The organism is Pseudocolwellia antarctica, from assembly GCF_049933045.1.
Taxonomy (GTDB): domain Bacteria; phylum Pseudomonadota; class Gammaproteobacteria; order Enterobacterales; family Alteromonadaceae; genus Pseudocolwellia.
Genome location: NZ_CP187926.1, coordinates 690,095 through 713,962 on the forward strand (window position 1 = coordinate 690,095; position 23,868 = coordinate 713,962).

General features: G+C 35.6%; 15 protein-coding genes and 1 pseudogene. 4 read left to right on the forward strand and 12 right to left on the reverse strand.

Going from position 1 to position 23,868, the window contains the following annotated elements; translation table 11 throughout:
* Positions 1–101: 101 nt before the first annotated feature.
* The 3 genes from ACPUVN_RS03035 to ACPUVN_RS03045 form a co-directional block, all read right to left on the reverse strand.
* Entirely contained in the window at positions 102–1,106 is a 1,005-nt protein-coding gene (locus ACPUVN_RS03035) for a LacI family DNA-binding transcriptional regulator (protein WP_426358074.1), read from the reverse strand.
* Positions 1,107–1,182: 76 nt separating this feature from the next.
* Positions 1,183–2,709 carry an MFS transporter gene (locus ACPUVN_RS03040; RefSeq protein WP_426358073.1) on the reverse strand — a complete coding sequence of 509 codons (1,527 nt, stop codon included), beginning with the start codon at positions 2,707–2,709 and terminating at the stop codon, positions 1,183–1,185.
* Positions 2,710–2,857: 148 nt separating this feature from the next.
* On the reverse strand, positions 2,858–4,186 hold the full coding sequence (locus ACPUVN_RS03045) for a GH1 family beta-glucosidase (protein ID WP_426358072.1): 1,329 nt from the start codon (positions 4,184–4,186) through the stop codon (positions 2,858–2,860).
* A 392-nt stretch (positions 4,187–4,578) separates the two neighbouring features.
* On the opposite strand from ACPUVN_RS03045, the gene ACPUVN_RS03050 reads away from it, so the two are divergent.
* On the forward strand, positions 4,579–7,110 hold the full coding sequence (locus tag ACPUVN_RS03050; protein WP_426370546.1) for a glycoside hydrolase family 3 protein: 2,532 nt from the start codon (positions 4,579–4,581) through the stop codon (positions 7,108–7,110).
* 337 nt (positions 7,111–7,447) lie between these two features.
* Here the strand turns inward: ACPUVN_RS03050 and ACPUVN_RS03055 are convergent, their stop codons facing one another.
* On the reverse strand, positions 7,448–8,668 hold the full coding sequence (locus ACPUVN_RS03055; protein ID WP_426369943.1) for an EAL and HDOD domain-containing protein: 1,221 nt from the start codon (positions 8,666–8,668) through the stop codon (positions 7,448–7,450).
* 337 nt (positions 8,669–9,005) lie between these two features.
* On the opposite strand from ACPUVN_RS03055, the pseudogene putP reads away from it, so the two are divergent.
* A pseudogene (gene putP / locus ACPUVN_RS03060) lies at positions 9,006–10,494 on the forward strand (sodium/proline symporter PutP).
* Between the two features lie 377 nt (positions 10,495–10,871).
* On the opposite strand, the gene ACPUVN_RS03065 reads toward putP, so the two are convergent.
* The 8 genes from ACPUVN_RS03065 to ACPUVN_RS03100 form a co-directional block, all read right to left on the reverse strand.
* Positions 10,872–11,585, reverse strand: coding sequence for a DUF3379 family protein (locus tag ACPUVN_RS03065; RefSeq protein ID WP_426358068.1), 714 nt, complete (start codon positions 11,583–11,585; stop codon positions 10,872–10,874).
* A complete protein-coding gene (locus ACPUVN_RS03070; RefSeq protein ID WP_426358067.1) occupies positions 11,578–12,093 on the reverse strand; it encodes a sigma-70 family RNA polymerase sigma factor in 516 nt (171 codons plus the stop codon). Before ACPUVN_RS03070 ends, ACPUVN_RS03065 begins: the two co-directional genes overlap by 8 nt.
* A gap of 323 nt (positions 12,094–12,416) precedes the next feature.
* The gene (locus ACPUVN_RS03075; RefSeq protein ID WP_426358066.1) at positions 12,417–14,126 is read right to left on the reverse strand and encodes a BatD family protein; all 1,710 of its coding nucleotides are present in this window, start codon (positions 14,124–14,126) and stop codon (positions 12,417–12,419) included.
* Entirely contained in the window at positions 14,120–16,030 is a 1,911-nt protein-coding gene (locus ACPUVN_RS03080; protein ID WP_426369944.1) for a VWA domain-containing protein, read from the reverse strand. Before ACPUVN_RS03080 ends, ACPUVN_RS03075 begins: the two co-directional genes overlap by 7 nt.
* A gap of 1 nt (position 16,031) precedes the next feature.
* Positions 16,032–17,027 (reverse strand): vWA domain-containing protein, encoded by a 996-nt coding sequence (locus ACPUVN_RS03085; RefSeq protein ID WP_426358064.1) that lies wholly within the window; start codon positions 17,025–17,027, stop codon positions 16,032–16,034.
* Positions 17,024–17,521: a DUF4381 domain-containing protein gene (locus ACPUVN_RS03090; protein WP_426369945.1), complete on the reverse strand. Its 498-nt coding sequence runs from the start codon at positions 17,519–17,521 to the stop codon at positions 17,024–17,026. Before ACPUVN_RS03090 ends, ACPUVN_RS03085 begins: the two co-directional genes overlap by 4 nt.
* Complete coding sequence (locus ACPUVN_RS03095) at positions 17,509–18,531, reverse strand: DUF58 domain-containing protein (protein WP_426358062.1); 1,023 nt, start codon at positions 18,529–18,531, stop codon at positions 17,509–17,511. Before ACPUVN_RS03095 ends, ACPUVN_RS03090 begins: the two co-directional genes overlap by 13 nt.
* A gap of 156 nt (positions 18,532–18,687) precedes the next feature.
* On the reverse strand, positions 18,688–19,644 hold the full coding sequence (locus ACPUVN_RS03100; RefSeq protein ID WP_426358061.1) for an AAA family ATPase: 957 nt from the start codon (positions 19,642–19,644) through the stop codon (positions 18,688–18,690).
* A gap of 713 nt (positions 19,645–20,357) precedes the next feature.
* Between ACPUVN_RS03100 and fadI the strand changes: the two genes are divergently transcribed.
* Positions 20,358–21,665: an acetyl-CoA C-acyltransferase FadI gene (gene fadI / locus ACPUVN_RS03105; RefSeq protein ID WP_426369946.1), complete on the forward strand. Its 1,308-nt coding sequence runs from the start codon at positions 20,358–20,360 to the stop codon at positions 21,663–21,665.
* A complete protein-coding gene (gene fadJ, locus ACPUVN_RS03110) occupies positions 21,665–23,860 on the forward strand; it encodes a fatty acid oxidation complex subunit alpha FadJ (protein WP_426369947.1) in 2,196 nt (731 codons plus the stop codon). Before fadI ends, fadJ begins: the two co-directional genes overlap by 1 nt.
* The last annotated feature ends 8 nt before the right edge of the window (positions 23,861–23,868 follow it).

Sequence of the window (23,868 nt, forward strand, 5' to 3'; positions counted from 1 at the left end):
AGCGACTTGTTGATTGAACAGAAGTATCTGAACTAAAGACGCTCAATATTTACTGTGATGGTAAAATTGTATGATTAACTTTTATAGTTAATTGTTAAGATTTAAGCCTCATGCTTAATAACAGACTTTCGCATAATAACTTTAGGCTCAAAGATATTATGAGTCTTTAAAGTTTTTTGCTTATAAACTGTTTTTAACACTAATTTAGCCGCCATTTTTCCCATCTCATTAGTTGGGTTATCAATAGTGGTTAATTTAGGGTAGAGATAATTTGCGAAACTCACGTTATCGAAACCAACGATTGATAGGTCTTCAGGTAAGTTATATCCATGCTCTCGAGCATATTTCATGGCACCAGATGCCATTTCATCATTTGCACAAACTAAAGCTGAAAAGTTGAGTTTATTATCAATGAAATATTTTAAGCCAGCCATTCCGCCTGTTTCACTGTAGTCACCCACAAAAGAGAGTTGTTCATCAAATTCGATATTTTCTTCAGCAAGTGCTTTTTTATGGCCTATTAAACGGTTAACTGTATCTGGTTTGTTCAGGCGACCGGATATGTAGGCAACATCTTTATGTCCTTGCTCTAAAACAATCTTAGTTGCTAAGTAACCACCAAGACGGTTGTCGATACTTATACAGTTACTTTTAAGTTCTTTAACATAGCGACTTACTAAGTAAATAGGCACTTTGCCTTTGCTTAACTCGATTAAGTATTCATCGGAAACAGCTTCTGCATGAAGAATTAAGGCATCGCAATTTCTACTTAATAAGAATTCGATACCATCTTTTTCTTTTTCTTCTTCACTGTAACCTGTAGTGATGATGGCGTGTTTACCAGCTGTTCTTAACTCAGATTCTATGCCTGCCATCATTTGACCATAAATAGGTCCGTCGAGTTCAGATACAAGTATTCCTACACTATTTGAGCGATTTGACGCGAGTGATTGCGCTATTGAATTAGGTCGATAGCCAAGCTCTTCCATAGCGGCTAAAACTTTGTCGCGTGTTTTGTCGCTAACGCGTGCATTTTTGTTAAGTACGCGTGATACCGTTGCTAGCGATACGCCTGCAAGGTCAGAAACTTGGTAAATCGTCGCCATGTTATTCCATAGTCTTCTAATTAATAATGGTTAATTTTATCATTATTTTGATTGAAGTCATTATTGTATATTATATTTAGGTATTAGTTCTTCTATTAATTAAATCAGCGCAAATCAATTTATTATGTTCACTTGATAAAGGATAGAAACACATAAGCGCAGCGGCAATAAAAGCAAAAGCAGCAGGTATCCAACTCATTAATAATTGCATGCCTGGCAATGATTGATCTATGGTTGATACATCCATACCGTTGTAGCCATAACTTCCTAATACAACTAATACTAAAGCTCCTGCAAAACCGCCGCCTGTTTTTTGCACAAAAGTACCCGCAGAATATATTAAACCTGTTGCTCTACGTTTGTTTTTCCATTCAGAATAATCAGCTGAATCGCCTAACATAGTAAAAAATAAGGTTGGCATAATGGCAGCAAAAAATTCAGCAGAACAACCTAATACAAAAATGGCGGTAATATTACCTTGAGGAACCCAATAAAATGCTGAGGTTAAGATACCGCTAAGTAAAAGAGAAATAATGAATAACTTCTTTTTACCGAGCCATTTAGATAGGTGTTCTGTAGCTAAAGCACCAAGAATAGAAACAACCAACAAGGCAACAAAGTACTGACCAGCCATAAGTTCGTTACCCACATGGTATTTAAAGTAATAAGCGATAACGCCATATTTAATACCATTAAACATCATTGTTAAAAAGCCCATACCTAACAGGATCAACCAAGGTTTATTGGTTAATAAATCAACCATGTCACGTTGCGTGCCTGTCATATCGTCAGGTGATTTTTTGACGAGTTTTTTAATAAATATACCCATAACCAACATAACAAAAACAAAGAATAAGCCGCTGTAGATTTCACGATAATAGAAAAATAGGGTCATCGATAATAAAGGCAGAATGATAAACGGTAGGTTTTTAGTTAAATCCCAAAGTTCTTTCTTTAAATTAGAGTCTGGATTTACAGGTGCTTCAACACGTTCTTTGGTTGTTGAGAATGTAATAACCATCAAGACAACAAGTAATGTAGCAAATAAGTACATGGCATATTGATAGCCTTGAGCATCATCTCCATCACCAAAGTAGGCAACTAATTCAGGCAAAAACCCCATCACTAAAAGCCCACCTAAAAATGCACCAGCAAATCTAAAGCTAGATAAGCTTGTTCTTTCTGTATCGCTGTCGGTCATTACACCCATTAAGGCTGAGTAGGGCACGTTATTGAGTGTATAAGCTAAGGTTAAGCCGATATAAGTGAAATAGGCGTAAGCAAGTTTTGCATTATCGCCTAATTCTGGTGTGGTAAAACATAACACCATGAATAAACCGAGTAGGGGAGTTGACCATAAAATCCAAGGTCTGAACTTGCCCCAACGGGTGTTTGTTCGGTCAGCAATCATGCCGACCATAATGTCTGTTATGCCATCAGATAATCGAACAACTAAAAATAGTAAAGCAGCAGCTGCAGCAGTTAAGCCAAAGGTATCCGTATAAAAAACAGCTAAATAAGCAAGAGCACCACGCCAAACTAAATTAGCTGCGGCATCTCCCATCGCGTAACCGACTTTTTCTGAAAAGGGTAATCTGGTCATTATTATGCTCTTTAGTTATTTTTATTATTATCGGTTTAGGCCGATTTATTTTTATCAATAAAATAGAGAATTAAAAACTTTAATCGCTGTTAATTCTCTATAATTGTTTACCAATCGTTTATTTGTAACTGTGGGTATAACTTATGAGTTATCTATTTGATATTAAGTCTTTATAAGCTAAACCACTGGCTTTAATGGTTCTTTTTTGAGTTTCATAATCAACATGAACAATGCCAAATCTTTTTAAATAACCTTCGGCCCATTCAAAATTGTCCATTAAGCTCCAAGCGAAATATCCGTCAATTTTTATTCCGCTTTTAATAGCATTATCGACCACTGATAAATGTTGTTGGTAATAGTTTAATCGATCAACATCACTCACTTCACCATTTTCTAATTTATCATCCATGGCTGCACCATTCTCAGTAATGTAGATAGGTGGGAGTTCATAAATTTCGTGTAGTGACGTTAATAATTGGTTCAGCGCTTGAGGATAAATTTCCCAGCCTATATCTGTTCTTGGTGCTGGCGGATCTAATTGAACAAAATGTTCTTCTTTATCCGCTTTATAAATAGCGCGAGTATAAAAGTTAATACCAAAGAAGTCGTTAGGTTGTGAAATTATTTCCATATCACCTGGGTAAATATCAGGGCGATTTTCTTCTGGAAGTTGATTAATAATGTCAGGGTAAGCACCGTCGAATACAGGCTTTGCATACCATTGGTTGAAATAATCATCAGCAAACTTAGTTGCTTCGATATCTTCTTCTTTTTCGCTTGCTGAATAACAAGGTGTAAAATTTAAAACAATACCATTTAACGCGTCAGGGCAGTTTTTATTAAGCATTTGTAATGCTAAACCATGACCAAGTAATAGATGATGAGCAGCTTTTTTACCAAACTCTTTTCCTACTTTACCTGGAGCGTGTACACCAATTTCGTAACCTAAATAAGCACTACAAAAGGGTTCGTTTAAAGTAGCAAATGAATGTACTTTGTGGCCAATCGCTTTAGATATTTTATCTGCATATTCAGCAAATAAGAAAGCTGTATCACGATTTAACCAACCGCCGTTGTCTTCAATGTGCTGTGGTAAATCCCAGTGATACAAGGTAACAAATGCTTTAATGTTTTTTTGTTCTAGACGATCTAAAATATTAAGGTAAAACTGTACCCCTTCTTTATTTAACTCACCATTCTTATGCATAACTCTAGGCCATGAAATAGATAAGCGATAAGCGTCTACGCCTAAAGATCCAATTAAATTTATATCGTCTTCCCATAAATTGAAATGGTCGCAAGCTATTGCACCATCCGAATTATCAACTATTTTATTGGGTGTCGCACAGAACGTGTCCCAAATACAAGGTAGTCTAGAATCGATGCCACCCTCTATTTGAAATGAAGCAGTTGCCACACCGTAAGTGAATGAAGAGGTGAGCATTTTAGAATCTGCAGGTAATGATAATTTTCTCATGTTACGTCCAAGCAATAGTTTAAGAATTAAAATATGTAATTTTTTAAATGGCCAATAAAGAGATATTTAAAATACCACTATGAAAGCGCTTACATTTAGGTTAGTGTTTTATCTATAAAAGGTCAATAAATTTTATATTCTATCTATTATTTATGCTTATAATTGAAGTGGTAATAATGGTATTAAGTTCACCTTTTAATTGTTTTATATAACATTTTAATTAATTCGGTCGGGGTTGTTATTGATTGAAAAGTAATAATGATTTCTTTAATTATGGTACAAGTTTACTCTGTGTTAAACAGGTGGAATAGAGCCTGTATCTATTAATATGTAGGTTTTTTATGAAAAAATATAATAAAAATTCAGTTGGTGTCTCAGAAAAAAAAATAACGATGACATTAGCATTAAGTTTTTCGACAGCGTTTATTTTATCGGGGTGTATTGGTATTGAGCAAAATAAAAGCTCAATAATCATGGAAGAAAAAAATAAAATTTGGCCAAAACTAAACTCTGAAATAAAAACTGATCCAGAAATAGAAAGTAAGATACAAGAATGGCTTGCGAAAATGAGTTTGGAGCAAAAGGTTGCTCAAATGATCCAGCCAGAAATTCGAGATATTACTGTTGAAGACATGCGTAAATATGGCTTTGGATCTTATTTAAATGGTGGGTCTTCATTTCCATATGGCAATAAAGATGCAACACCAAGTGATTGGGCTCAGCTTGCTGAGGATATGTATCAAGCATCGGTTGATGACAGTTTAGACGGTATAAATATTCCAACTATGTGGGGAACAGATGCCGTTCATGGTCATAACAATGTTATTGGCGCTACATTATTTCCACATAATATAGGTTTAGGCGCTGCTAATAATCCGAAATTGATTGAAGCTATTGCTGCGGTTACTGCGAAAGAAGTTTTAGTTACAGGTATTGATTGGGTATTTGCTCCGACTGTTGCTGTTGTTCGAGATGATCGCTGGGGAAGAACGTACGAAGGTTATTCGGAAGATCCTGAAATAGTAAAAACTTATGCGGCTTCTATCGTAAAAGGCTTACAAGGATCTGCAGGAGATAACTTTTTAGGTGACACCCGTGTTATTAGTACAGTGAAACATTTTCTAGGCGATGGCGGAACTGTAGGTGGTGATGACCAAGGCGATAATATTGATTCAGAAGCCGATCTTTATAAGCTGCATGCGCAAGGTTATATCGGTGGCTTAAATGCTGGCGCACAATCTGTTATGGCGTCTTTCAATAGCTGGAATGGTAATAAAATTCATGGCAGTAAATATCTACTTAATGATGTTTTAAAAGACAAAATGGGGTTTGATGGTTTTATTGTGGGCGATTGGAATGGTCACGGACAAGTAAAAGGTTGTTCTAATGAAAACTGTGCTCAAGCCGTAAACGCGGGCTTGGATATTTTTATGGTTCCGACGAGTGCATGGAAACCTCTTTATGAGAATATTATTGCTCAAGTTAACGCTGGAGAAATATCATCAGCGCGAATAGATGATGCGGTTAGTCGTATTTTACGTGTGAAGTTAAGAGCAGGATTATTCGAAAAACCTAGCCCTGCCAATCGTGTTTTATCGGGTAAAAATGAGTTAATAGGCGCTAAAGAACATCGTAACTTAGCTAGAGATTCAGTACGTCAATCTTTGGTATTACTGAAAAATAAAAATAGTCTTTTACCACTTGCTCCTAAACAACATATTTTAGTTACTGGAGATGGTGCTGATAATATAGCTAAACAATCCGGTGGTTGGTCGGTTACTTGGCAAGGCACTGAAAATACGAATAAAGAATTCCCAGGTGCTACCTCTATCTATAAAGGTATAGCAGAACAAGTTAAAGCCGCAGGCGGGACTACTGAACTAAGCGTTACGGGGGTATATTCTAATAAACCTGACGTAGCTATTGTTGTTTTTGGTGAAGAACCTTATGCAGAAGGTCATGGAGATAGAACTGATCTTGATTATCAATTGGGTGAAAAACATGACCTTGCGTTATTAAAGTCGTTAAAAGCTAAAGGAATACCTGTAGTTGCTTTATTTATTAGTGGTAGACCTATGTGGGTAAATGCAGAAATAAATGCGTCTGACGCGTTTGTCGCTATTTGGTTACCAGGTACTGAAGGACAGGGCGTAGCGGATGTTATTCTTCAATCTGCAAATAATAAAACTCAGTATGATTTTACAGGGAAGTTATCATTCTCATGGCCAAAGCTACCTAATCAAACAGCCGTTAATCGCTATGATGCGATTTATGAACCATTACTTGAGTATGGTTTTGGTTTGAAATATGGCGATAAAAATGTGTTGTCTGATGAGTTGAATGAAACATTTAATCGGACAACAACAGATTCAATCACACGTGATATTTATGTTGGAACCATGAAAAAGCCATGGTTGTTGTGGCTAGTATCAGGTACTGACGAAGTAAAAGTTAATACTAACTCATATACGGTTAAAGGATTGAAATACAGAACAATCGATCATCATGTTCAAGAAGATGCGATGCAACTAGCGTTCGAAGGTGTTTTAAATACAGGTATCATGATAGAAAGTAAAAGTAGCTTCAGAGAAGATTTTAGACCTGATTTAGCACAAGGTTCGGCTCTTAAGTTTATGGTGAACACATCAGGACATATTGGTGATGAACTTATGTTATCAATGGAATGTGAGGCGGAAGGTTATTGTGGGGCTGCAGTGGATATCAAAACATTAGTGAATCAATTAACACCTGGTACTTGGCATAGTATATCAATAGATATGCATTGCTTTAGTAAAACAGGAATGAAAATGGCTGACTTAACCTCTCCTTTTAAATTGATGTCTAAAGGGCAGTTTCAATTGGGGTTAGCTGAGATAACCGTTGAACCTGTTGATCAAAAAAGTTTAACGATGAGTTGTCGTTAGCAAAAAATTGAAGAATAATTTTTGCTAATCAAAAGCCTAGTCAATATAAGTTTGCTAGGCTTTTTTATATTTGAGAATTGGATTAATAATTTAAAATATTAGAAAGTCTATTGATTTTTATGATTTATTCTTCAACAAAAAATTGTGGGAATTATACCGCTAAAAAATTATATATTGTTGCCTTAATAGCTATAAGTGATAACAATGAGTAGGCGGTAAGGTGATTTTCTTGGAGTGACTGTGCTATATAAAACTTACCGAGACTAAAACATTGTTATCGCGAACAACATTCAAGCTCAATAAATTTTAAAGTGGGGAATATTACTAACTTTATGTGTTATTGGATATATTGGCTTTGTTCATCAGCCCAAGCGATAGCATCGTTGTAGTCTTTAATAACTTCTTCTCTTGTTAAACCTAGTTTATCCATCGTTGCTGTTGATTCATCCCACTGTGCGTGTTCAATAAATTCTACTAATTGAATTAATTGAGCCATACTTCCTTCACGAGTTAGTAACGAATCTTTGATATCTTGTGCTAATGGTAATTTAGCTAAAATACTTGCAATATCTTCATCAAGTATTGCATCAATTAAAGACAATAAACCCGTTAAAAATGCTTTTGAGCTGTTTATATCCGTTTTCATGTTTTCAGCCGCTAGTTCACAAAACTTAGCTCTCGCCATGGCTGAATTAATCAATTCAGAGGGTTTCTCTGGATTAATATTTGTAGCAAACATTAATCCCATAAAACGTTTTAACTCAATTGAACCAAGTGTAACAAGAGCTTGTTTGATTGTAGATATTTCGTTTCTGCGTTTAAACATGGCAGAGTTTGCGTAGCGAAGTAACTTATATGAAAGGCTGACGTCTCTTTCAAAAACAGAGGTAATACCCGTTAAATCTAATTCAGACTTAGAGGTTTCATAAAGCAGTTCTGCCATCGACATTTGAGAAGGTGTAAGAGTTTTCGTTTTCATCATCTCAGGTTTAGCAAAAAAGAAACCTTGGAACAATACACAGCCCAGTTCAACAGCTAAGTTATATTCTTCATAGGTCTCTACTTTTTCAGCAAGTAATTTAATATGAGGGTAGTCAGTTACTGCGGCTATAATTTCTTTAATTTGCTCAATTGAAGAGCTTTGCCAATCTATTTTTATTATTTTTATATAAGGATAAAAGTGCTTCCAAACTGTTTGATGTTCATAATCATCTAAAGCAAGTGTGTAACCTTTCTCAAATAAATCTTTAGATAAAGCTAATAAACGCTTGCCTGGCTTTACGGTTTCTAATATTTCAACAACAAGTTCTTCAGGGGACAACATTTCCGGGTAACCTTGACTTAAGGTTTCTAAGGTAAAGTTAATAAAAGCCGGTTTGTTTGCTGTAAAGTCAGAGATTCCCATATTGAATTTACTTGCTTCTACCATTTTACTGGTTGCTACATCGCCATCAATATCGGGGAAAACATTATTTATACTGTCTCGAAAAAGTAATTCATAAGCATATAAATTTTTATTTATATCTAAAATAGGCTGTCTGGCCGCGTAAAAATACATAAATCCCCTAGTTTTCTATTTATTTAACCGTTTTTTGCATAGGTAAATTATTTACTGCCTACAAATAGACCATATATTAATAAAAAAATCTATTAACAATATGATTAAAATTATAGAGAATTTTAATCATATTAGCTATCTAATATAATGAATAAAATATAGTGGGAATAGGGACTTATTACATCATGTTTTTTTCATTTTTATATTCATTTGATGATATTAGTCTTATATAAGCAACGGTTATATCCAGTCTACAAATATGTTATAAAGGGACACGAAAATCATCGTAAAATGAATAAATACATTATAATTAACGAAAACTACTAAGGAGAAATACTTGGAGTTAGGCAGTATTATTTCACTAGCAGCCTATTTTGCTGTAATGATATACATAGGCGTATATTCGTATAGAAAATCCTCAAAAGATATATCGGGTTATATGTTGGGGGGAAGGAGTTTAAGCCCATCAGTCACGGCATTATCTGCAGGTGCTTCTGATATGAGTGGTTGGATGCTCATGGGACTGCCGGGAGCTATGTTTGTTTCAGGCTTTAGCAGTGCTTGGGTTGCAATAGGTTTGGTCCTTGGTGCTTTCCTTAACTATCTGATTGTAGCCCCTCGTTTAAGAACCTACACTGAACTCGCTAACGACGCGATAACCTTACCTGATTACTTTGAAAATCGCTTTAACGATAATTCCCATGTTTTAAGAGTAGTCGCATCACTTGTTATAGTGGTATTTTTTACCGTATATACATCATCAGGTGTTGTTGCTGGCGGTAAGCTATTTGAAAGTGCTTTCGGTTTATCTTATAACTTAGGTTTATATATTACCGCAGGTGTTGTTGTTGGCTATACCTTGTTTGGAGGCTTTTTAGCTGTAAGCTTAACTGACTTCGTGCAAGGCTGTATTATGTTTATAGCGCTTATCTTGGTTCCTACTGTAGTAATAATGGAAGTAGGAGGAGTAAATGAGTTACAGCAGAGTGTTGCTGCTATAGATCCTAATCTTTTAGATATGTTCCATAACGTGAGTTTACTCTCTATTATTTCAGCATTAGCATGGGGGCTAGGTTATTTTGGTCAACCTCATATTATTGTACGGTTTATGGCTATACGATCAGTTAAAGATATTCCTGTTGCCAGAAATATTGGTATGACTTGGATGATTGTTGCTGTTATTGGTGCGCTTGGAACGGGATTCGCTGGCATTGCATATGCTTCAGCAACAGGATTAAATGTTGAAGATCCTGAAACTATTTTTATCGTTTTATCTCAATTATTATTTCATCCTTTAATTGCTGGATTTTTATTAGCGGCTATATTAGCGGCAATAATGAGTACAATTTCTTCTCAATTACTTGTGACATCTAGCTCTTTAACAAATGACTTTTATTTAATGTTTTGTAATGAAAAAGCTTCGGATCAGCAATTAGTGCTTGTTGGGCGTATTTCAGTTGTGATTGTTGCATTATTAGCTATATTTTTAGCACAAGATCCGAATAGCTCAATATTAAATATAGTGAGCAATGCTTGGGCTGGTTTTGGTGCGGCATTTGGACCTGTAGTGATTTTAAGTTTGTACTGGAAGAAAATGTCTAAAGATGGTGCTTCTCGCAGGTATTATTACAGGAGCTACAACGGTATTACTTTGGATTTATTTACCTATAGAGATTGATGGACAAACATTAAGTTCTATTGTTTATGAAATCGTACCTGGTTTTATTGTATGTACATTAACTATTGTGATTGTGAGTAAATTAACATACAAAGTATCAAGTGAAATTGAAGCTGTTTTTGATAAAGTACAAGAGCAACATCAGTAGCATATCAATAATAAAAAGTTGATTAGTTTAACTAAATTGATCAACTTTTTATTCATATTAGAATAGTTAACCTGAACTCTGGATAATGGGTTTTGTAATGTATTGATTTTCAATACTTTATAAGTGAATTGTTGCAACACCATTTGTTTAAATGATTTATTACTCTCCTAATGTTGGAATTTAATTCTATAACAAGGCATTTTTCTTGACTAATAGCTGGCTATTAGCAATAAAAATAACGACGTTAGAGGGTTAAATAACAATATTAGGCATAACTGCTTATCCATAGTTCAGGTTAATTTTTATTGAACAGACATAAAAAAGGTTAGTCGTAATGACTAACCTTTTTTGATCTTTCGAGTGATTAGGTTAACAGGTTAAATTGACCAAGTTACATTGGATTTAATGTTGTCTTGCCATTTATCTAAAGCTTCACTCTTATCACCTACAACAATAATATTAGCGTCTTTAAATTGCATAGACTTACCATTAAGTTGTTGATTAGAAAAACTGTTAGTAAATGCTATATCTACATCATTAGGCAAAATAAATACATTTACCGGAGATGTTTCTCCTTTAAAAACTAAATGTAGGCTTTTCATTCCATCAAATCGACAATAGTCAGCAAATATTAATTGGCCTAAGTTGTCTGAAAAATTACCATGAAATGCCGCCATTTTTTTATTTAATGAGGCTAAAGAAACCTTAGTCTCATCAGCATTGGAAAAATGAGCTGCTTCAAATTCTGTATGAGCAAAAGCATAGTCGCCTACTGTTGTATAAGCATTCGAAAAATTCATAAAATTAAGGGTTAAACCCATAGCAAACGCTACAGAAGCGGCTAGCGCTAAGTGTACACGTTTCTTCTTTTTGTCTTGCTGATGACTTTCAAGTGCTTGACGTAAAATAAGCTTTTGTACCATGTCATCAGGCACAGGTACTTTTAAAGCATTTAAAATCTTATCATCAAGTTGCTGAATTTCTTTAGCAAATTTTTGTTTACTAGGATCCGATGCCCTCGCGTCCGTTATAGCCGCATCTGTGCAGTGAGGATCTTCGTATAAACTCCGTCTAAATTGTAATTCATCCATTGTATGCACCTCGTACTTCTGGTTCTTTCTCTAATGCTTCTTTAAGTTGATTTCTAGCTCTAAATAATCGTGTCATTACTGTGTTTTTGTTTAATGATAGAAGTCCAGCGATTTCTTCACCGCTAAAACCACCTATTACCTGTAAAACTAGAGGTTCTCTATATTCTTCAGGAAGTGAGCCTATCTTTTCACGTAACCAATGATTTTCAATGTCTTGTTCTGAGCTCATTGATTTTGTATCGGTTATGGTGGCTTCTTCATATTCACTCATTTCAAAACGTTTTCTTTCGAAACGACGGGCGTTTTCACGCCTTAAAATAGTGATTAACCATGACTTAGCTGCTTTTTCATCTTTTAATGAATCTAAAGCGCGCCAAGCACGTAAAAAGGTTTCTTGCACCAAATCTTCAGCGACTTGTTTTTCGCGGCATAACCAGTATGCATAACGATACAAATCGGCATGAAGAGCTTTAACGAGTGCTTCGTATCTAACTTGTTTAGTAGCCATGTTAGAAGAGACCTGCTCGACTTGTTTTTTATTTCCAAAAAGTTTTTTTATCATTTAAATAATTTTACAACGTGGTGAATAATTTAATGAAGTGATGCATATAAACATCAATACTTGATGATAACTATGACATTTTTATAGGTGTTTTGCGAATATCGGCGTTGTTTTATTTATAATAATAATATTGGTAATTAAATTAATTAATCTATATCGAATAATTGAGGTGATGTTAAAAACTATGTTGCAGGGTATATAAAGCATTGGGTTGCCGATATTTCAGTCTGATTAAAGCTAAAATATCAGCGAAGTTTATTCTTTTAAATTTATGGGTTTAAGCTTATAGATGCTTTTTTTATAGGCTTGGGTTGCTTGTTAATTTCAGCAATAAGATTCTTTAATGTTTGCCCTTGCCATGTTTGCGTATTTTTCCCATAGAAGCAGGCTTGTAACTCGGTAAGCGCTTTATTAAAGTCGCTTCGATTTATGGCATGTTTTACATCATCTAACGTTGAAACTTTATGTTCAGGGAAACATTCATTTGCCCATGTCACAAGAAGTTTTAAAACTTCTTCGCCATTGTTATTGTCGCAAGCTTTTATTAACGCTTTATAGTGATTATTTGTTACTGCTTTTGCTTGTGTGACTTGAGGTTTTCTTTTACTTAACACTGTAAGTAACCAAGCTAAAGAAGTTAATAACCAAAGAGCCAAAAACAACCATTGTAACCACGATGATTTTGTTACAACAACGGTTTTAACGTCTGATGAAGCCATATTGTTATTTGGTGCTGTAAAGTCTGAAGCTGTGTTGTTTATATTATTGCTATCAATTTTACTTCCTGAATTCTTTAACTCTTCAACCATTTCATCATTAGGGGTAATGGTGATAGTTTTTGCAGGGATAACCGCATATTGAACTCTGTTGGTAACTGTATTCCACCAAGGTAAGCGAATTTCAGGTAATTCATAAGTACCGACTCGACTTGCCACTAAAGCAAAGTTTTGTTTTTTCTGGCTAACTAAGCGACCGTTGTTGATACCTGTGTGAAGTTCAGCTTGATCAGGATAAATTTTAATACCAGAAGGGGAGGTCATTTCTAATTTAGGAAGTTGCTCTTCAGACAATCCAGCAGCCGTTAATGTCAATGTTCTAGTAATAGGCTCACCTACCATAAAACTTTCGCCTGCTGGCTGCCATTCTTGATCTAAGTTTAATATTTCGCTCGGTAACCACACTCCTTGGTAGTTATCAGGAATAGGTTTTACGCTCAGGTTAATGTCTTCACCTAAAACGCTTACAGGTTTAGTATCTGTAAAGCTTAAGAATTGACTACGACGGCTTGATGGTGAAATTATTTCTCCAGAAAATAGCGGAGTTTTAATAACAAATTCACCGCTGTTTTGTGGGTTTATTGCGTAATTTCGTTCTATTACACGATAGCGTCTGCCATTAATAATAGAGTCTTGTTCAATGTCTTTACCTACTTGATTAATTGACGCTCCGTCTAAAGTTGGCTCAGATAAACTACCGCGCTTTAACTCTGCAGAAAAATGTAATTTCACTGTAAGAGTGAGTTGTTGTTGTACGTAGACTTCTTTTGCCGAAATATCAGTAGTGATAAAGATATCTTGCGTTGCGGCAGCACCTTGGCTACTTGCCTCTAATACTTCAATAGAAATAGGAGCCGTTGCTACTGATTCAACAGTAAGGGCAGGAATAGTATATTTCCCTGGTGCTCGAGCAATAAGTACCGTTGTCCATTTAGTGGTGCGAGTGGTGTCAAAGTTCACCATGCTGGTTTGTGTACTTACTGATGTTCTGCCAACGATAAAATCTTTCAGTAATGGTGAAGTATCTAAAGCATTGGTTTCTATATCGTCATCAGCAATAACTTGTAAGACAAAAGATTCTTTATCCATGACTGGATTTTTATCAATGGTTGCCGTTACTTGAGTTAACGCAAATGCTGATTGAATAAGTAATAAGCTTGCCACTGTTGAATAGGCGATTATACGGATAATAGTTCTTACCACTTTTTGGTTTCTCCTAAAGTACTTCTATTTTGACGACGTTTTTTATATTCCAATTGCATTTTATTACGCAGTAATTGGTATGGGTCGTCTGTCACTTTGTTTAATATTTGTTGGTGCTTTTGTTCTGCTTCTTGTGCTAATTTTTCCGCAGCACGAATGGCTTGCGCTTTTTGCTCTTCTGTTTGATTTTCGTTTTCAGAATTTTCTTGTTCAGCTAAAGCTTGTGATTCTTCTTTCGTGTTTTGATCTTGGTTCTCATCTTCAGATTCACTTGGCTGAGGTTCTTGCTCAGATTCGTTATCTGAGTTTTCTTCATTTTTTGATTCAGAGTTTTGTTGTTCGCCGTCTTGTTCTTTATTCTCTTGATCCGATTGCTGATCATTTTGCTGATCATTTTGTTGATCGTTTTCAGAATCATTTTGCTGATCACCTTGTTGCTGGTTTTCTTGATTCTTATCGCTTTCTTGGCTGTTTTCATTCTCTTGTTCTGATTCTTGCTGATCGCCATCTTGTTGGTTTTGATCTGATTGTTGCTGCTGATCTTTAAGTTGTTCAAGTAATGCTTTATTGGCTTTAGCGCTTTCTAAATCAGGATTTTTATCTAATGCTTGTTCATAGCTTTTAATTGCTTCGTCTAATTTATTTAATTTAGCTAGGGCATTACCTTGATTATATAGAGCTTCGGCGCTGTCGCTTTGTTGGAAGGACTTTAACGCCTCTTCAAAGTTACCTGCTTTGTAATGAGCACTACCTTGCCATAAGGGATCTTTAAATTGCTGAGCAGCTTCTGCGTATTGTTCTTGATCAAATTTACCTTGGGCTTGTTGATTGCTGGTTTTCCATAAATCATCCCAAACATTTGCATATACTTGATCTGAAGGTGTTAGAAATAGCATTAAAGGTAAAACAGCTAGTAATCGTCCTCTTCTAAAATACAGTAAAACAAAAGGTAATATGATAAGTACTAAGTACGGACCTGCTTCTTGCCATTGGTCACCAGTATTTGAGCTTTCTTTTTGTTGTTCTTCTGCTGAACCTGAAAGTAGATGATTGTTTTTAAGTAGTTTTTGTATATCGCTATTATTGTTTTGTAATTTTACGTATTGACCGTTACCACGCTGGGCTACGCCTTTAAGTGAGTTACCTCGTAATTTAGGTACGACGATAGCACCGCTATTATCTTTCATAAATTCGCCATTACTTAACTTTATAGGTGCGCCATTTTTAGTGCCTACACCTAAAATTTTGAGTCGATAGTTATGTTCTCTAGACCATTCGGTAATGTCTTGAACGTCGCTGTTTTCGATTCCGTCGGTAAACCAATAAATATCGCCGTCTTGATGTCCTGCATTTTTCAGCATTTCATCAGCAAGAATTAAAGCTCGCATTGGATCGCTGCCTAGTTCAGGCATTAAGTCAGGAGATAATGAAGGCAGTAATAATTTGATGTTATTAATGTCTTCCGTTAATGGGCTGATAATAAAAGCGTCGCCTGCATAGGCAATTAAGCCCATTTCACCTTCATTAATATTATCAAGTAGATCAACGGCTTTATAACGAGAACGTGTCAATCTGTTAGGTGATAAATCAGTGGAGTACATCGAGTAAGACATATCCATAATTAATACTGAACCACGAGCTAATTGATAAACAGGTTGTGGCAGCTTTTGCCAGCTTGGCCCTGCCATTGCGGTAATAGCAATCAAACCTAAAATAAAGGCTATTGTTAGCGAAAAAGGCTTATTAGTTTGTGAATTAGTAATTAATACATTAGCTAAATGCTTAGGCAGTAAACCTTGCCAACCTGATTGACTTACTCGCATTTTCTTTAATAAATATATTGCTAAAAATAACGCAAAAAGGGCTAAAAACCATAATGGACGAATAAAATGAAAATCACTCATACTAGGCACTCCTTCTTGAGCTACGAGCAGTAATATTAGTGGTTATTAAATAGAGAAAACATAAAGCTAACGCAGCACCTAAAGGCCAGTAATATAAAGCACTTAGTGGTCGCATTTGTTTTTGGTCTTGTTCTACAGGTTCAAAAGTATCGAGAAGTTCGTATATTTTAGCTAAATCTTCACTGCTTCTTGCTCTGAAATATTGGCCATTGGTTTTATCAGCCATATTTTTTAACGACTTTTCGTCTAAGTCGTTTGATGGGTTGACTTTACGTGTACCAAAAAGAGACTGTTGAAGCATAACGTCAGCGCCAATGCCTATAGAATAAATAGTAATGTCGTTAGCTACGGCTAATTCTAAGGCTTCATCAGGTGTTATTTTTCCTGCTGTATTTTGTCCATCGGTTAAGAGTAGAAGTACGCGGTTAGAGTCCTCTGCTTCATTAAAACGTTTTACAGATAAAGCGATGGCGTCACCTATGGCTGTTTGTTGTCCTACTAAGCCTAATACTGTTTCGTCGAGCATTTGTTTAACTGTTTTTCGGTCAAAAGTCATTGGTGTTTGCATGTAAGCATCGTCGGCAAAGAGGATCAAACCCAACCTGTCGCCTGTTCTTCTTTCTATAAAGTCGCCTAGTAGTACTTTTAACATTTCTAAACGATTGACGGTTCGACCATTTAAAGACATATCTTCAACTTGCATACTGCCAGAAAGATCTACTGCAATCATCATTTCGCGACCTTCAGAAGGTATGTTTACTGCTTCACCTAACCATTGTGGTCTTGTTGAAGCTAATACTAATAAGCCCCATACGAGTGATAATAAAACCAATGAAGCTCTTTTGTTTGAAGTTGCCGCTATGGTTGTATCTATGCCTTCAAGTAATACAGGCATTTTTAGTGGTACGGCTTCTGATTTGTTTTTGCTAGGTAACCAGTAAATTAATAAAGGTAAAGGAAGTAGGGCAAATAACATAGGCCATTCAAAATTTATCATAACTTGCTCTCCGTTAACGTTTGGTTTACAACTCTATTACTTTTAGGAGGTAAAGCATGTTTAAGCCAGTAGGCTGAAGCTTGTTGAAAGCTGATATTGTCACTTTCAGACAAGTCTTTCTGGTACATGGTTTTAAGTGAATCATTACTTAATGTTTTAAACTTTTCATGAGTGCTTTCAGGTAAAGTATCAAGTAAAAAAGCCTGTAGTTTATCACCGTATAAGTTGGCAATACGTTCACGTGGAAAATACTGCAGCGCTGCCCATTTTAAAACTGCAACACAATCGGCTATATCCATTGAGCTATTTGAACTGATTTGAGTGATAGCTTGTTGTTGAACTTGTCGGGCTTTTTTATAGTTAATAATTTTAAAAATAATAAATATAACTAAGGCGATACAAATAACAGCAATTATCCACCAGCCAAGAGCAAACGGATAATTATGAATTTTTTCAGGTAATTGAATATCTTGTAGTTGTGCTAACGGGTCCACGATGTAATCCCATTTTTTAATTGAGTTTCTAAAGCTGTACCAGCAGAGAAATGTAAAATACGCGCGCCCGCCTTGGTTAATAAAGCTTCTTTAGTTTGTGTTAATGCTTGCGCTTGCTGTTTATATTTTTGCGCTAGGTTTTTATCACCAATCAACAATTGTTGTTTATTAGTGCCATCGGTTACAGCAACATTGATTTTTTTATTACTTTTTGGCAGTTCAGTTTCAAGAGGATCTGTGATTAAGCAAATAACTAATTCGCAATGGCGACTGATATTAGTTAAGTGTCGAAGTGACTCTTGAGATAAATGATTACCGTCGGTAATTAAATAGACTAGGCTGCCAGGTTTAGCTAATTGTCTTATTCGTCCACAATTTTCATCAAAAGATTGTTGAGCTAAGTTTTGATTGTTTGATGTGTTTTCAGTTGAATTGAAAAGTGCTTCAGATGTATTTTGATGAATGTTTGATAACGAATAAAGATAATGTAGTACACCTTGCTGACGACTACGCGGTTTTAGTTCAGTATGTTTTTGTTGATTAAACACAATTCCACCGACACGATCGCCTCGTTCTTTAGCGTGCCAAGCCACTAAGGCTGCTAAATGTGATGCTTGAACAGACTTAAATAATAATTGGCTGCCAAACATCATGTTGTCGCTTAAGTCGGTAGCAATTAAAACAGGGCGTTCAACTTCTTCACGAAATACTTTGGTGTGAGTAATGCCTGTTCTAGCGGTAACTCGCCAATCGATTGCTCGAATATCATCGCCAGTTTGGTAATGACGAACTTCATCAAACTCCATGCCTCGACCTTTGCTACGGGCAAGGTAATTACCTGACATTTTTCCGTGAAGATCTTTTTTAGCCGCTAAATTAATTAATGAAGTTTTTGTTTGATATTGGATCAACTCATTAATCGATACATCGATACCATTAGTGAGTAAGCTCGCTAATGTTTGCGTTGTATTATGTTGCGTTACTTTTTCTTGTTTATGACTAAACCACATATTGTTTTCTTATTTTTTATATAAGGGGTTTATATAAAATTTTACCTTAGTCTTTATATAGCTACTTTTAGAAAGGAACTATATAAAAGCTTTTGGTTAAAATTAATTCAAGTTGATTACAATCGAACTAGACCTACTTATCTAAGTTAAGTGAGTCTAAGCAACAGCAACTAAACTTAATAAATGATCAAGTAATTGATTTGTGGTCATGCCTTCAGCTTCTGCTTGATAAGTTAATAGAATTCGATGTCTTAGCACATTGTGAAATACGGCTTGTACATCTTCAGGACTTACGAAGTCTCTGTTGTGTAACCAAGCGCGTGCTCTAGCACAACGATCTAATGCTATTGTTGCTCTTGGGCTTGCGCCGTAAGCTAACCAAAGCTTTAATTTTTCATCGTATTTCTCTGGCGTTCGTGTCGCCATAATCAAATCAACGATGTATTTTTCAATGCTAGGCGCCATGTGAATTTTCATGACTTCATCACGAGCAGAAAAAATATCAGCTTGAGAAATCACTTCAATCGCTTTTTTAGCTTCTTTTAAAGCTTCACCACGATTAAGTTTTAAAATAGCGAGTTCACTTTCTGCATCTGGATAGTCAATTTCAAGGTGCATTAAGAAACGGTCTAATTGTGCTTCAGGCAAAGGGTATGTACCTTCTTGCTCAATCGGGTTTTGTGTAGCCATTACTAAAAATAAATCAGGAAGCGGGTAGGTTTTTCTGCCAACAGTAATTTGACCTTCTGCCATGGCTTCTAATAATGCTGATTGCACTTTAGCTGGCGCACGGTTAATTTCATCTGCCAATACAAGATTTCTAAATAGAGGGCCTGGTTGAAAAACAAAGCTGCCATCTTCTGGACGATAAATATCTGTGCCTGTTAAATCTGCAGGTAGCAAATCTGGCGTAAATTGTACTCGATGAAAGTCAGCTTCAAGGCCTTCAGCTAAAGAGTTAATGGCTCTGGTTTTAGCTAAACCAGGAGGTCCTTCAACAATTAAATGTCCGTTAGCTAATAAAGCGATAAGTAAATTTTCGACTAACGCTGTTTGCCCAATAATTTGTTCAGATAAATGTTCTTTTAATGATGAAAAATGTGCAATTGCCATAACGAGTACTTAATTCTTTTATTTATATTTTGATTATTTAAGTGCTTGGATGGAAAAACTTAGCTTTAAAGCTAAATTAAAGTTCAAACAAGCCCAATTAGACTAATGTTAGATATATGGTTAATCATTTAAAAAACAACTGCTACTATGAATTTGTAAGTAATTTTTTCACGATAAATGAAAGGATGCAGATATTTATCGATTGTTTTACTGTTATCGATTAAATATAGATTCAAAATTGATAGAGGACAGAGGCTTTGTTACTCACAGATTACTGATACGAAATGATAAAAGGCGATAATGTGAAAATATAATGCGGCAACCTTATTTTAAAGACTTGGTTAAAACACCTTTATTTTGTGAGTTAAGTTTGTTGAGTGATAGGTGTTTAGTCTGTTTTTTTAATGTTACTTGATGTGATTCAAATTGTTTAGTTTCAAACAAAGTTGCTGATGCACGATAGACTGATTTTAACGTGTTTTAAATATGAGCAATTATATTGATTGAATATTTTATAGAAAAAGTTAAAATCATATTAATACACGAAGAGGTCAGACCTCTTTGTTTGGGATTTAAATTTAAAAATAATTCAATTTTAATCAGAGAATCGAATGGAAGGGTTAAGTTTATCAACTTCCATAATTATAAAATTCAAAATAATAAATAGGTTTTATTGTTTTGAATTTTATCGCTGGTGCTACATAGGAAAAAATATGAAACAAACTAAGTTAGTTACATCAAGTGGAGAACGTATAGCTGTTGTTGCAGGGTTACGTACGCCATTTGCAAAACAAGCCACTGCATTTCATGGAGTGCCAGCTGTAGATTTAGGCAAGATGGTTGTTAATGAGTTGATGAGTAAGCATGACATTGATCCTCAAATTATTGAGCAATTAGTTTTTGGACAAGTTGTTCAAATGCCTGAAGCGCCAAACATCGCGAGAGAGATTGTATTAGGCACAAATATGAATGTGCATACAGATGCTTACAGCGTGTCTAGGGCCTGTGCGACAAGTTTTCAGTCGACAGTTAATATTACTGAATCCATTATGACAGGAATGATTGATGTAGGTATTGCTGGCGGTGCAGACTCAACGTCAGTTGCACCTGTTGGCGTAACCAAGAACTTAGCAAAAACATTATTAGATTTAACTAAAACAAAAACCTTAGGGCAAAAGATCGCTTTAATTCGTCGTTTAGGTTTAAAAGATCTTCTACCTGTTGCTCCAGCGGTTGCAGAATATTCAACAGGTTTGTCGATGGGACAAACAGCTGAGCAAATGGCAAAAACTTATTCTATTTCGAGAGAAGAGCAAGATGCTTTAGCGCATCGTTCACATACGTTAGCTACAAAATCTTGGCAAGAAGGCAAACTTGCTGATGAAGTAATGGCTGCTCATAGCGAACCTTATAAAAGCTTTATTGATAAAGATAATTGTATTCGTGAAAACTCTGTATTGGAAAGCTACGCTAAGTTACGTCCAATATTTGATCGTAAATATGGCAGTGTTACTGCGGCAACAAGTTCACCATTAACTGATGGGGCTTCTGCTATTTTATTAATGCGCGAGGGCAGAGCTAAAGAGTTAGGTTATACGCCGCTAGGTTATATTAAAAGTTATGGTTTTTCTGCTATTGATGTCTGGGAAGATATGTTGATGGGGCCAAGTTTTGCTACGCCAATTGCTTTAGCAAGAGCAGGCATGGAATTAAAAGATTTAGATTTAATTGAAATGCATGAAGCGTTTGCTGCCCAAGCCCTAGCTAACGTTAAAATGTTTGCTAGTCAAAAGTTTGCTCAACAACATCTTGGTCGAGATAAAGCCATAGGTGAAATAGATATGGATAAATTTAATGTAATGGGTGGCTCTATCGCTTATGGCCATCCTTTTGCTGCAACGGGCACGCGTTTAATTGTTCAAACCTTAAATGAACTGAAAAGACGAGGTGGCGGAACAGGATTAACTACAGCATGTGCGGCAGGTGGTTTAGGTGTTGCAATGATAGTGGAGACAGATTAATGACTGAATCAACAGAAGTAGAACAAAATAACGAAGTAGATAATGACACCACAAATACTTTTACTCTGATCAAACAAAGTAATGGTATTGCACATCTTGTGATGGATGTAGTTGGTGAAGCTATGAATACTTTGAAAGCTGAGTTTGCTGAGCAGATACTCGATATTCTTGCTGAAATAAAAGCAGATGATGCTATTAAAGGTGTTGTATTACTCAGTGGGAAAAAAGACTCATTTGTTGCTGGCGCAGATATAAGCATGATCGATAATTGTAAAACTGTTGAAGAAGCTGTTTTTCTTTCTAAGCAAGGACACAGTGTTTTTGAACAAATAGAATCTTTACCTATTCCAATCGTTGCCGCAATTAATGGTGCTTGTTTAGGTGGCGGTTTAGAACTGGCAATGGCTTGTCACGCTAGAGTGTGTAGTGATCATGCTAAAACTGCTTTAGGCTTGCCAGAAGTTCAATTAGGTTTGTTACCTGGTGGTGGCGGAACTCAACGTTTACCTAAATTAGTTGGTATTCAAAAGTCTTTAGACATGATGCTAACAGGTAAACATTTACGAGCCAGCCAAGCGTTGAAAGCAGGCTTAGTTGATCATGTTGTTCCGCAAAGCATTTTAGTTAAAACAGCGGAAGATATTATTTTATCAAATAAGGCTAATACTTCATCAGGAAGTAAAAGCTTAAATAAACCACGCAAAAAATCTTTGTTAGATAAATTACTCGAAGCCAATGCTTTAGGTCGTAATATTGTCTTTAATCAAGCCAAGAAAACAGTATTGTCTAAAACTAAAGGTAATTATCCAGCACCATTAAAAATTATTGAATGTATTAAAGCTGGTGTTGATGGTCCTTCTGCGAAAGGCTATCAAACTGAAGCAAACTATTTTGGTGAGCTTTCTCAAACAGATGTTTCTGCGCAGCTTCGTCAGTTGTTTTTCGCTACCACTGAAATGAAAAAAGAATCAGGTGTTAAAGGTGTAAAACCTCAAACTGTTAAAAGTACTGCCGTTTTAGGTGGTGGTTTAATGGGGGGAGGCATTGCATTTGTTAGTGCAACTAAAGCGAATGTACCTGTTAGGATCAAAGACATTTCTCACGAAGGGATAAGTTCTGCCCTTAAATATGGCTATAACTTATTAAATAAGAAAGTACGCCGTCGCTTCATTCGTGCCAGTGAAATGCAAAAACAGCTTTCGAGCATTACTGGAACAATTGATTATAGTGGTTTCAAACATGTAGATATGGTGATTGAAGCTGTATTTGAAGATCTAAACTTGAAACAGAAAATGGTTGAGGAAATAGAGTCATATTGTGATGAAAATACTATTTTTGCTAGTAACACTTCTAGTTTGCCGATTAGTAAAATAGCTGAAAAAGCACAACGTCCAGAAAATGTGATTGGTCTACATTATTTTTCACCTGTCGATAAAATGCCACTAGCCGAAATAATTCCGCATGCGAATACATCTGAACAGACTATTTCAACTACCGTTGAATTTGCTAAAAAGCAGGGTAAAACACCTATTGTTGTCGCCGATAAGGCTGGTTTTTATGTTAATAGAATTTTAGCCCCTTATGTGAATGAAGCTGCATTAATACTTTTAGAAGGTGAGTCTATTGAGAAAATTGATAAAGCTTTAGTTTCTTTTGGTTTTCCTGTTGGTCCAATGCAACTACTTGATGAAGTAGGTATTGATATTGGTTCAAAGATTGGTCCAATTTTACAAAGTGAATTAGGAGATAGGTTTACTACACCGCCTGCTTTTAACTTATTGATTGAAGATGGTCGTTTAGGTAAAAAAGCGAACAAAGGTTTTTATCAATACGGAAAAAATATTAAAGGTAAGCAAGTAGATGAGTCTATTTATGCATTATTAGGGATCGTCAAAAATCCGTCATTATCTGATAAAACCATTAATCAACGTGCTGTATTCCTTATGTTAAATGAGGCTGCTAGATGTTTAGATGAAGGTATTATAAGAAGTGCAAGAGATGGTGATATTGGCGCTATTTTTGGAATAGGTTTTCCTCCTTTCCTTGGTGGTCCATTCCAATATATTGATAAACTTGGTGCTGGTTACTTGGTTACCAAATTAAAATCTTGGGCTGAGAGTTATGGTGAAAGGTACACACCTTGTGAGGCCTTAGTCGAAATGGCTGAGAACAATAATACCTACTATACTCGTTAGTACTTAGA

Coding starts and splice junctions, on each gene's coding strand:
- ACPUVN_RS03095 (WP_426358062.1), bottom strand. CDS start 18,531: ATGTGGTTTAGTCATAAACAAGAAAAAGTAACGCAACATAATACAACG.
- ACPUVN_RS03085 (WP_426358064.1), bottom strand. CDS start 17,027: ATGATAAATTTTGAATGGCCTATGTTATTTGCCCTACTTCCTTTACCT.
- ACPUVN_RS03040 (WP_426358073.1), bottom strand. CDS start 2,709: ATGACCAGATTACCCTTTTCAGAAAAAGTCGGTTACGCGATGGGAGAT.
- ACPUVN_RS03100 (WP_426358061.1), bottom strand. CDS start 19,644: ATGGCAATTGCACATTTTTCATCATTAAAAGAACATTTATCTGAACAA.
- fadI (WP_426369946.1), top strand. CDS start 20,358: ATGAAACAAACTAAGTTAGTTACATCAAGTGGAGAACGTATAGCTGTT.
- ACPUVN_RS03070 (WP_426358067.1), bottom strand. CDS start 12,093: ATGGCTACTAAACAAGTTAGATACGAAGCACTCGTTAAAGCTCTTCAT.
- ACPUVN_RS03050 (WP_426370546.1), top strand. CDS start 4,579: ATGACATTAGCATTAAGTTTTTCGACAGCGTTTATTTTATCGGGGTGT.
- ACPUVN_RS03055 (WP_426369943.1), bottom strand. CDS start 8,668: ATGTATTTTTACGCGGCCAGACAGCCTATTTTAGATATAAATAAAAAT.
- ACPUVN_RS03045 (WP_426358072.1), bottom strand. CDS start 4,186: ATGAGAAAATTATCATTACCTGCAGATTCTAAAATGCTCACCTCTTCA.
- ACPUVN_RS03035 (WP_426358074.1), bottom strand. CDS start 1,106: ATGGCGACGATTTACCAAGTTTCTGACCTTGCAGGCGTATCGCTAGCA.
- ACPUVN_RS03065 (WP_426358068.1), bottom strand. CDS start 11,585: ATGGATGAATTACAATTTAGACGGAGTTTATACGAAGATCCTCACTGC.
- fadJ (WP_426369947.1), top strand. CDS start 21,665: ATGACTGAATCAACAGAAGTAGAACAAAATAACGAAGTAGATAATGAC.
- ACPUVN_RS03080 (WP_426369944.1), bottom strand. CDS start 16,030: ATGAGTGATTTTCATTTTATTCGTCCATTATGGTTTTTAGCCCTTTTT.